The organism is Collinsella aerofaciens, from assembly GCF_039752955.1.
GTDB classification, from domain to species: domain Bacteria; phylum Actinomycetota; class Coriobacteriia; order Coriobacteriales; family Coriobacteriaceae; genus Collinsella; species Collinsella aerofaciens_BI.
Map to the genome: position 1 here is coordinate 1 of NZ_JBDMHB010000054.1, position 10,640 is coordinate 10,640.

9 protein-coding genes are annotated in these 10,640 nt (G+C 58.7%); 2 read left to right on the forward strand and 7 right to left on the reverse strand.

The window, feature by feature from the left end:
- Positions 1–563: 563 nt before the first annotated feature.
- Together ABHR75_RS09065 and ABHR75_RS09070 are read right to left on the reverse strand one after the other, a co-directional pair.
- Positions 564–2,000, reverse strand: coding sequence for a M20 family metallopeptidase (locus ABHR75_RS09065; RefSeq protein ID WP_138112860.1), 1,437 nt, complete (start codon positions 1,998–2,000; stop codon positions 564–566).
- A 54-nt stretch (positions 2,001–2,054) separates the two neighbouring features.
- Positions 2,055–2,717, reverse strand: a complete 663-nt coding sequence (locus ABHR75_RS09070) for an HAD hydrolase-like protein (protein ID WP_229028384.1) — start codon at positions 2,715–2,717, stop codon at positions 2,055–2,057.
- Positions 2,718–2,873: 156 nt separating this feature from the next.
- Between ABHR75_RS09070 and ABHR75_RS09075 the strand changes: the two genes are divergently transcribed.
- Positions 2,874–3,734: a DegV family protein gene (locus ABHR75_RS09075; RefSeq protein WP_138112862.1), complete on the forward strand. Its 861-nt coding sequence runs from the start codon at positions 2,874–2,876 to the stop codon at positions 3,732–3,734.
- Between the two features lie 162 nt (positions 3,735–3,896).
- On the opposite strand, the gene ABHR75_RS09080 is transcribed toward ABHR75_RS09075, so the two are convergent.
- Positions 3,897–4,136, reverse strand: coding sequence for a hypothetical protein (locus ABHR75_RS09080; RefSeq protein ID WP_199409509.1), 240 nt, complete (start codon positions 4,134–4,136; stop codon positions 3,897–3,899).
- Positions 4,137–4,471: 335 nt separating this feature from the next.
- Here ABHR75_RS09080 and ABHR75_RS09085 point away from each other — a divergent pair, with 335 nt between their 5' ends.
- Complete coding sequence (locus ABHR75_RS09085) at positions 4,472–7,399, forward strand: TOTE conflict system archaeo-eukaryotic primase domain-containing protein (RefSeq protein WP_195234903.1); 2,928 nt, start codon at positions 4,472–4,474, stop codon at positions 7,397–7,399.
- Positions 7,400–7,520: 121 nt separating this feature from the next.
- On the opposite strand, the gene ABHR75_RS09090 is transcribed toward ABHR75_RS09085, so the two are convergent.
- From ABHR75_RS09090 to tgt, 4 genes are all read right to left on the reverse strand, one after another.
- Positions 7,521–7,829 (reverse strand): type II toxin-antitoxin system RelE/ParE family toxin, encoded by a 309-nt coding sequence (locus tag ABHR75_RS09090; RefSeq protein ID WP_195239464.1) that lies wholly within the window; start codon positions 7,827–7,829, stop codon positions 7,521–7,523.
- A gap of 2 nt (positions 7,830–7,831) precedes the next feature.
- On the reverse strand, positions 7,832–8,131 hold the full coding sequence (locus tag ABHR75_RS09095) for a type II toxin-antitoxin system RelB/DinJ family antitoxin (protein ID WP_138112866.1): 300 nt from the start codon (positions 8,129–8,131) through the stop codon (positions 7,832–7,834).
- A 113-nt stretch (positions 8,132–8,244) separates the two neighbouring features.
- Positions 8,245–9,003 carry an LOG family protein gene (locus tag ABHR75_RS09100; RefSeq protein WP_195568796.1) on the reverse strand — a complete coding sequence of 253 codons (759 nt, stop codon included), beginning with the start codon at positions 9,001–9,003 and terminating at the stop codon, positions 8,245–8,247.
- A gap of 213 nt (positions 9,004–9,216) precedes the next feature.
- The gene (gene tgt, locus ABHR75_RS09105; RefSeq protein ID WP_118065097.1) at positions 9,217–10,356 is read right to left on the reverse strand and encodes a tRNA guanosine(34) transglycosylase Tgt; all 1,140 of its coding nucleotides are present in this window, start codon (positions 10,354–10,356) and stop codon (positions 9,217–9,219) included.
- Between the last annotated feature and the right edge of the window lie 284 nt (positions 10,357–10,640).

The following is a 10,640-nucleotide window of genomic DNA, read 5'->3' on the forward strand; positions in this document are numbered from 1 at the left end:
TTCCGAGCGCCTGCTCCGGCGCCGCGAGGAGATGCTCGCCAGGGGCATGCCCCAGGCGAAGGCGAACGCCGCCACCGCCGCCGAGCTCGTGAGGTGGCTGTGGGCCCTCGGCGCGATGTGCCGGGAGGCAACCGAATAGACATAGCCCCCGTCCCGGCGAGCCGGGCAGCCTTCGGGGATACCCCCGCTTTCGCTGGGCGCGCGGCAGCGGCCGCATGCGCGTAGTCAGACTTGGGGAGCCCCGCCGAAGGAGAGGATTGCGGGCCGCCGGAGCGGTATCCGCGGATATGAGACTGAGCCGAAGGCGTCGACGACATGCCGGGGGCGGACCGGGACGGGTTCAACGGCAGGCCCCGCCGACCGATTGCAAGCGGTCGGCGGGGCCATTGTGGCTCTTGACAGCGGATTGGGTCATATGAGCGAAAACGCCCCTAAGCGAGCAAGGTGACGTGAAAGAGGAGGGAAGCGTACTTTTGTACGCGACCGACGATTGAACGTCAGATTGCCGCTTGGGGGCGTTTGCAGCGTCGAGCTGTTACGCGGTTTGGTAAAACCGCGTAACCCTAAAGCTCTAATTCATTCAAACGGAGGATCGCAACAATATAGATCTTGAGCGCCTGCTTGAGCTGTTCCTCGTTGGCGCACTCGTTGGGGCCGTGCATCTGGCCGCCCCATGCGGGCAGCTCCAGGCCGGTCTCCTCGGGGCCAAACGAGACGGCGCGGGCAAAGTTGCGCGCGTACGTGCCGCCGCCCATGGCAAAGGGCTCGGCATGCTTGCCGGTGAACTCGTTATAGGTATCGATAAGCGCCTTCACGGCCGGATCGTCGGCAGACACCGAGAACGGCACCTTCGCACGACCCACACGGCACGTCACGCCAAAACGGCCCACGAGCGGCTCGAGCTGCTCGCGGATGGTATCGGCACTCGTGCTGTCGGGGAAGCGCACGTCGATGACCTGCTCGATATGGCCATCCGCCACACGGATGACGCCAGCGTTGCAGGTAAGCGGGCCAAACGCTGGGCTCGTCGCGTCGATACCCAGGCCGCGACCATAGGCATCCGCATGCACAAAGGCCAGGAACTTGACGAACTCGTGCTCGGCAGGCGTCAGCAGGCGCTCGTCGCGTGCACCAAACGCGTCCTCGGCCTCGCGCAGATACGACACGATCAGGCCGACGGCATTGATCGTCCCCTCGGGCATCGAGGCGTGACCGCCAATACCGTGGGCGAAAATCTGCACATGACCATTGTCGAGAGCCGTGATCTCCAGGCGGTCAGCATTCTCGACCGGCGCCGGCAGCTCATCGGCGGCAATCGCGAGCTCGCAGATAGACTGCGACGGAATGGCGTTGCTCGCCTCGGCACCGCTCCAGGACACAATGCGCCCGCCGTCGATCTTGGGGCTCACGAACGTCGCCCCAAACTGGCCCTTCTCAGCATTGCAGACCGGGAACTCGGCATCGGGCGTAAACAAAAAGTCGGGGTCTGCGTTGTTCTCCAGATAATGGTGAACGTCGGACATGCCCACTTCCTCATCGCAGCCCAGCAGCGCGCGGAAGGTGTAGCGCGGAACAATGCCGTGCTTGAGCAAGTAGGCGCCGGCGTAGAGTGACAATACCGCCGGGCCCTTGTCGTCAATCACGCCGCGACCGAGCAGCCAGCCCTCGCGGCGCTCCATGGTGAACGGGTCGGTGTTCCAGCCAGGGCCGGCGGGAACCACGTCCACGTGGCAGATAGTCGCGAGCTGTTTGTCGCCGCGGCCCGGGATATCGGCGATTCCCACATAGCCCTCGTCGTCGCTCGTCTGATAGCCGAGCTTCTGCGCGATGCCGAGCGCGCAATCGAGCGCGTCACGGACCGGGCGGCCAAACGGCGCGCCGGGCTCCGCATCGGCAGAAACTGCCACGGACGGATAACTCACCAGCTGCTCGATATCGGCGACGACATCCTCCCAGACCTCGTCGACATACTCGGCAACGCTCTGCTCCACCTGATTCATGGACGACCTCCTTACCAATGAGCGGCGAGCGTGCCCGCCCCTCACATCAAATACCTATATAGCGAAAAGTTTAGCAAGCTCGGCCACCGAGTGCACCACTGCATCGGCACCCGCCGCCTCGTGCTCGCCCGGCGCCGCCGCGCCCGAATAGATACCAATGCACGGCACGCTCATCGCGTGCGCGCCCTCGACGTCGTTAAAGCGATCGCCGATCATCACGGCATCGCCCGCGGCCGCACCCAAGGCCGCCAACGCGTCGCGGACCGAATCGGCCTTGGTCTCGCGCCCCTGCGGCGGATTCATGCCAACCACCGCCTCAAACTGAGAAAGTCCCAGCTCTCCCACCATGTCAACGCACTTTGCCTCCATGCGCGACGTCGCCACGGCCAAGCGCTTGCCCTGGGCGACCAACCCATCCAGCAGCTCGGGGATCCCGTCAAACACGGGATACTCCTCCGGTCCCAGCTCGTCAAAAAAGGCGCGGTACTCGTCGGCCACCACAAGCGACTCCTCGCGGGAGAAGCCATAAAAGTCGTGAAAACTCTTCCACAGGGGCGGCCCGATCATGCGACGCAGGTCACCCATCTGCGCCTCCGAAAACCCGCGTGCAGCCAGCGTCTTGCGCGTCGAGGTCATCACCGCCCGACCCGTATCGGCCACCGTGCCATCAAAATCAAACAGCACGACCGGCCGTTTGCATATCTCCAGCGCCTCCATCGGCATCCCTCTTCCCCAGTTGACGATTTCCACACCGACACTTCAAACTGTTGACTATTCAACAATTGAACCTAGAAATGTGGAACGACTCCACTATACTTGTCGCACTTTGCTCTCAGAAGGCGGCGCCGTCGCGCCCCAACGAAAGGTGCAATTATGTCTTTTGCCATCATAACCGACTCCACGTCGGACATCTCCCCCGCCCGCGCCCAAGAGCTCGGCATTTACGTGATTCCGCTGCATGTGATTATCGAGGGCGAGGACCTGCTCGACCAGGTGCAGATTACCGCCCAAGAGTACGTCGCCCGCATGGCCGGCTCCGAGCAGCTGCCGCACACCTCGCAGCCGAGTGCCGGCGAGTTCAAGGAACTCTTTGACCGCGTGCGCGCCGACGGCCACGATAGCGCCATCTTTATCTCGCTGTGCAGCGAGTGGTCCGCCTGCTACGCCAACGCCAGCCTGACGGCCGAGACGCACGAGCTCGACGTGCGCTGCATCGACTCGCGCACCGGCTCGGGCGCCGAGGGCCTGCTGGTGGAGTACGCGCTGGCCATGCGCGAGGACGGCCGCAGCCTGGACGAGACCGAGGCGCAGATCCGCGCGACGCTGCCAGACGCCCACCTGCTGCTGATTCCCCGCACGCTCGAGAATCTCGTTAAGAACGGCCGCGCGCCCAAGCTCGCCGGCCAGCTCACGCAAATGCTCAACATTCGCCTGGCCGTTTCGCCGGAGTGGAAATCGGGCGAGATCAAGGCCATAAAAAAGGGCCGCGGTGCCAAGCGCATCGTTACCAACACCATGGCCGATTGCCTCGCATTTTTGGCCGAGTATCCGGGCTCCAGCGTGCGCGTGCTCACGACCGGCGCCGCCGAGGAGCAGGAGCTTGTCAACGAGGCACTCGCGGGTCAGGATTACGTAGACGCCGGCACCGGCCCCATCGGCTGCACCATCGCCACCCACGTAGGCGTCGACGCCATCGCCATCAGCTACTGCCCCCGCTACCAGCCAACTCACTAGGGACGCCCACATCAGTTGCGGTGGAATAGGGACTGTTTTTGGCTTATTAGCCGCCAATCAATCCCTATTCCACCGCAACTTAGAAGCAGTTCATTTGGGACGGGGCTAAAAAGACTGGTATCAAACGTTTCAGACCAGTCTTTTAGCCCCATTTTACCTACCCTACATCAGCCCGCTTAGGGCGATGTCGACGGCTTCGTTGAGGTCGTCGGTGATGTGGACAAGGTCTGGATCGAGTGGGCTGATCATGCCGGCATCCATCACCGGGCCGTTGAGCCAGTCGAACAGGCCCCTCGCGGTACCCACTGGACAAAAAATGGCAAATATGAGTACCGCCACCAAATTAGTAGCAGCAAAATCTCGCCGGAATTGATCATTTCGATCAATTCCACGTCTTGCCAAGGCTCAAAATTCCGTGTTTAGTGGGTTAGATATATAGAATAATGTGGAATTGGTATTCTATTCTTACCAAATGTTATGAGACTACATTAACAACAGTACTCATATTTGACGTTATTTGACCACGGAGTCATTCGAGGACCCCTCCCCACGCCGCCAACACGCCCCATAGCCGCCAAAACACCTTTAACAACAGCCGCCGCACGTTTTGGCACCGGCTAATTGCCACTCACGGATCGGTACCCCACTATTACCGAACCAAAATCGAAGTCGCATATCTCATAAAGCTGAAATGACGTACCCTCATCCCAATGAACGCTGACAAGAATGGCATTCAAATGAGCAACGCCGTGCATCAATACGCCCTTTTCGGGAACGCCTTATTCAAACTCAATAAAACGGTTGTCCACGCTTCAGATCCGCGTAAGCAGATCGTAATCTGTAGCAACGGTCCAGACATCCGTTACGCAACACTCGAAGAATGGGACAAAGCCGGCAAATCTTTCGGCGAACGTGCACAGACCGAGGGCATCGTTACCAGCGCGAGCCCAGCGCGCGACAAACTCGAGCTCTTTCGCAATCTTTTTACCGGCCGCAAAGATGTGCACGCTCACGGGTATCGCAGAAAAGACGGGGGCATCGGCTATACACCCGCCTGCGCAAATGAGTGGAAGCCAGGCATTTGCCCCAAAGCAAACCATCACAGAATTAAATGCGCCGAATGTCGCAGCCGCACATTCCTTGAGCTGAACGATGCCGCCATTATCGCCCATTTCAAAGGCAGCGACGACAGGCTCCGGGACGTCATAGGTCAATATGTTCTCGACAAAGACTGCAACACAAATGTCCTTGTCATTGATTTTGACAAAGCCGATTGGAAAGAAGCGACAAACGCTATCAGGCTTGTCGTAAAAAACCATGGAATTAACGCTGCGGTCGAGCGATCAAGGTCAGGCAACGGCGCGCATATCTGGTTTTTCTTCCTAGAACCTATAAACGCAAAGACAGCACGAGATTTCGGTAGCTGCCTTATCGCCGAAGCAGCGGCACTCAACAAGACAATCACCTTCGAAGCCTTTGACCGAATGATACCCGCGCAGTCCACCATTCCTGAAGGCGGCTTTGGAAATCTCATTGCGCTGCCCTTTCAGGGAAAAGCGCAGCGGGAAGGAAACAGCGTATTTGTTGACGAACGATTCGAGCCCTTTCCCGACCAATGGCTTTACCTTTCGCAAATCCAACTAATCTCGCGTGCGACGGTGGATCGTCTGATCGAGGACACCAAAAACAAACCGCTTGGAATAGCAACAGCTGCAGCGACAAACAAAACCAGGCGCAATGTCCAAAAGCCACGAAAGCGGCTCCCGCTCACGCCACGAGACTTCCCCTCGAACCTGCTCGTCACACAAGCCGATATGCTCTACATCCCCGAAAAGTCTCTGAGCCCGGCAGCTCAAATGGAAATCCGCAGGCTTGCGACATTTGCCAACCCGGAGTTCTTCCGTGCGCAATCTATGCATCAATCAGTATTCGGCAAACCGCGACTCATAGACCTCAGCGAACTTAGAGATGGCCGCGTCGCGATTCCCAGAGGCTGCAAAGCCCAACTTGAGCAGCTGATTCAAGAAGCCCACGTTACTGCCCATTATTCAGACGAACGTAGCACAGGCAATCCAATTGAGATGGCATTCAAAGGGACCCTTCATCCCGAACAGCAAATTGCCGCCGACCAGATGCTTGAATACGAAGACGGAATCATGTCTGCGCCAACGGGCTTCGGTAAAACCGTCATCGGAGCTTATCTTATTGCCGCCGTTGGTCTTCCGGCGCTCGTCATTGTTCCAAAGACCGCGCTCATAGCCCAATGGAAATCGCAGCTCGAACGATTTCTCGACATTACGGACACCAGAGAGCCGGTCCGAACGCCAAAAGGACGAATCAGCAAAAAGCAACCTCCCCTTATTGGACAAATCGGAGGGGGCAAAACCGCCGTCAGCGGCCTTATCGACGTCGCTTCCTTTCAGTCGCTATCTGGCAAAGACTCCCAAACCGGGGAGCCGATAGTTAAGAACCTTGTTCGTAATTACGGCCTCATTATCTGCGACGAATGCCACCATGCTGCCGCGCCACAGCTCGAGCTCGTCCTCAAGTCCGCTCCAGCCAAATATATATATGGCCTCTCCGCGACACCCGAGCGCTCCGACGGACTCACGCGGGCGCTCTCGATGCTCTGCGGCCCGCTTCGCTATGTCATCGATCCAAAAACGCAGGCAATTCAGCAGGGCATCCAGCGCATCGTTCGACCGAGATTTACCGGCATTCGGCTATCCGCCTACGAGCCGGATGCAAGCTTCAATCAGATTCTCGATATGCTGTGTGCACATGCGGCAAGAAACGAATTGATTGTCGATGACGCCCTCGAAGCAGCGTCAAACGGTCGACATCCGCTCATACTATCCAAAAGGAAAAAGCATGCTGAGGAACTGTTCAGGTTGCTTAATGATCGCAGACACGAGCCCATACTCTTAACCGGAGAAATCGGCGCCAAAGAAAGAAAAGCGATACTGAACAGTCTTCCCGGCTTTGAGCATGAACATCGAATCATCGTCGCCACCGAAAGCCTTCTGAGCGAGGGCTTCGATCTGTCCTACCTTGACACCCTTTTCATTGCCACGCCGATATCTTGGGACGGCAGCGTAACGCAGCAGGTGGGCAGACTGCATAGAAGCCACGAGGGCAAGCAACAGGTTGAGATATTCGACTACATTGACCTGTCGATACCCATGCTCGCCCGCATGTACCAGAAAAGACTCAAGACGTACGCCAAGTTGGGGTACGAAATTTATTCAGCAGAGGACAGCGAGCAACCCGATTACAACATTCTCATAGAGCCGGCAAACGCTATTGAGGCATTAATTAAAGACATCACCGGTGCCACAAAGAGTGCCTTCATAGCCGCATCCTACGCATCCGCCGCATGCCTCACGAAACTCACCACCACACTCGCAGGCGCAGCCGCCCGTGGGATTACCCTTGAGGTTTATGTTGCCTCACCTCCGCGCGATGACGCGAAAGCGATTTTTGCCGAGATGAACGTCGACTATTCCGTCAAGGCCAAAGGGCGGCTGTGCGCGGCCGTGATTGACGAGGAAACTGTCTGGTACGGGACTATCCCGCTGCTGGCATTCCCCAAGAAAGAAGACCGCAGCATCCGTTTCAAAAGCAACGAAGTCGCCGCTGAGTTTTTGAGCGAAATCCAGCAATGAGGAGAACCGGGGGCCGCAGCAGCGAACGGGGCGCGCCTATCAGTTGCGGTGAAATAGGGACTGTTTTTGGCCAATCGACCGCAAATCAGTCCCTATTCCACCGCAACTTGGAAATCGGCGATCAGCCCTGCGGACCCTGGAACAGCTCCTCATGAGAGCCCATTCTGACCAGCCGGATCACAGGATTAGTCTTATGCGGCAAGTAGAGAACGACCACGTCGACCAAGCCATCGGATAGATGGAAATCGATGTGGCCGTTGTAGTTGCCGCCCGGGTTTGAAAGCTCATGGGCGCCATATTCCGCGGGAAGCGAGCCGTGAGCTGCAAGCTCTGCGACCGCCGCCCTAAACTCGGTTTTTAGCTGCGGATGGATGCGCATCGTCCGTTTGTAATCCGCCTTAAACTGAGCCTCGACTTTAATCTCAAACATCGCTAGTCCTCATCGAGGAACGATATAAGCTCATCAGCGTTATTGAATGACGGGCTGTCGTCCGTCAAAATCCCCAACTCATGAGCCTCGGCGATCACCATGGCGCGTCTCGTCGCCTCGTTGGGCACCTCTGCCCTTCCTACGATCTCAAAAGGAATCTTTCGCTGATTTACCAGCTGCCGAACAGCAAGGTTGAGATACGAATTGAGACTTAGACCAACCGTATCCAAGAACTCAGTCGCCTGCTCCTTGAGCCCCTCTTCGATGCGAACCGTCGTAGGCTTAACCGTTGCAGTGGACATACGCGACCTCCTCGCCTCGTCTTTTGCATCAGTATACCCAATTTAGATGGCAGACTGATGTTAAATAGCATCAGTCTGCCATTCACAATACTACAACGACAGGCACGCTCGCCCTATATCAACCCGCTGAGCGCAATGTCGACGGACTCGTTGAGGTCATCGGTAATGTGTACCAGATCCGGATCGAGCGGGCTGATCATACCGGCGCTCATCACCGGGCCGTTGAGCCAGTCGAACAGGCCCTGCCAGTACTCGCTGCCCACCAGCACGAGCGGCATGCGCTTGACCTTGTGCGTCTGCACCAGCGTGAGCACCTCGAACATCTCGTCGAGCGTGCCAAAGCCGCCGGGAAACACGATGGCGCCCGAGCTGTACTTAACGAACATGGTTTTGCGCACAAAGAAGTAGCGGAAGTCCATACCGAGGTTTACGTATTTGTTGAGCCCCTGCTCGTGCGGCAATTCAATGCCCAGGCCAACTGACTTGCCATTGACACTCGCCGCTCCCCTGTTGGCCGCTTCCATGATGCCGGGGCCGCCACCGGTGATGACCGCCACGCCACGTTGCGCGATCTTGCGCCCGACGGTACGCGCCGCTTTGTAGAGCGGATCGGTCTTGGGCGTGCGGGCGCTACCGAAGATGGTCACCGCGGGCCCGAGCTCGGCAAGCGCGCCAAAGCCGTCGACAAACTCAGCCTGAATGCGCAGTACGCGCCACGGATCGGCATGCAACCAGTCGGTCGACTCCTCGGGCGCCAGCAGGTTGGCGTAGGTGTTGTCCTTGGGAATCATGGGACCGCGCATGACCACAGGACCGCGTCGGTACGTCTCGTCGTAGGCCGGCTCGCCCTCGACGTTCTCATTCTTAATCATGGGTACTCCTATCGAGAAAAAGAAAAGCGGGCGGGGTCGACGCCATGCGCCAAACACCCGCCCGAACATCAACTATTCGGTATGGTACCCACGTTGCATCAAGCGCTTGCAAGGCATCGGTCAGCGGTCGCGCAGCCGGCGTCAGCGAATGTGACGAGCGGCTGCCGCTCAACCTTTGCCGTTGCCCACGCTCTGCAAGCGTGCCTGTCGCCCTTAGTAATCCACCGCAGCAGGACTGTTCATCCAGTCGCTCACGAATGCACCGTAACGGCCCTCGATAATGGCCTGGCGGGCACGCTGCATAAGGTTGAGCAGGTAGTAGATGTTGTGCATCGACAGCAGAATGCCGCCGAGCATCTCCTTCTGCGTGACCATGTGGCGGATGAGCGCGCGGCTGTAGCCGCCCGTGCACACCGGGCAGGTGCAGGTGGGATCGATGGGGCCGTCGTCGCGCGCAAAACGCGCGTTGCGGAAGTTGAGGCGACCCTCGCTGGAGAACGCCGTGCCCATGCGGCCGGTGCGCGTCGGCAGCACGCAGTCGAACATGTCGATGCCCACGCCCACACCGCGCACGAGGGTGGTGGGGTTGCCGACGCCCATCAGGTAGCGTGGCTTGTGCTTGGGCATGTACTCGCTTACGAGCGGTGCCAGGGTCTCGAACATGGTCTCGTGGTCCTCGCCCACCGAGTAGCCGCCGATGCCGTAACCGGGGAAGTCGCCGCACTCCTCCAAATGGCGCAGCGAGCGCAGGCGCAGATCTAGGTGCATGCCGCCCTGAACAATGCCAAAGAGCGCCTGGTCGTCGCGGGTATGCGCCTTATAGCAGCGCTCGGCCCACATACTCGACAGCTCAACGGCGCGCTCAACGTAGGCGCGCGTGGCGGGATAGCCCGGGCACTGGTCCAGCTGCATGCAGATGTCGGAGCCGAGTTTCATGGCGATTTCCATGTTGTCCTCGGGCGTCCAGAACACGTGGCGGCCGTCGTAATCGTTGACAATAAAGCGCACGCCCTCATCGGTGAGCTTGACCGCGTCGTTGTGGCTGAACACCTGGAAACCGCCCGAGTCGGTGAGGATGGGGCCGTGCCAGTTCATAAACTTGTGCAGGCCGCCCAGCTCGGCGATGGTATCCTCGCCGGGACGCATGGACAGGTGATAGGTATTGGCAAGCACGATCTGGGCGCCGAGCTGCTTGACGGTCTCGGTAGGAATACCCTTGACGTTTGCCTTGGTGCCCACGGGCATAAAGATTGGCGTCTCGATGTCGCCGTGCGGGGTGTGCAGCACGCCGGCACGCGCATGCGTCGTCGGGTCCTCGGCGATCAGGTCGAATTTAAAAAGGCTCTGGTCCATAAACTGGAACTCCTTGGTTGCGGTTCATACGCAAACCATTATACGGGCAACCCGCAAAGAGCACCGACTCGACAGAAACTGGTGCAAAGGAAACCTGCCCCTTGCGACAACGGATCATTTCCGACAGCCACAGCAACGCCGATGCTATGGCACCGACAGCGAAAACCCGCCAGAGCGAGCAAGGTGCCTTCAAGCAAAATGGCGCCGCAGGTTGAGCATAAGTCAGACACTATGACCCAATCCAGGGGCACGGAAACGACAGGAGCCCCCGCTCGTGACCGCGG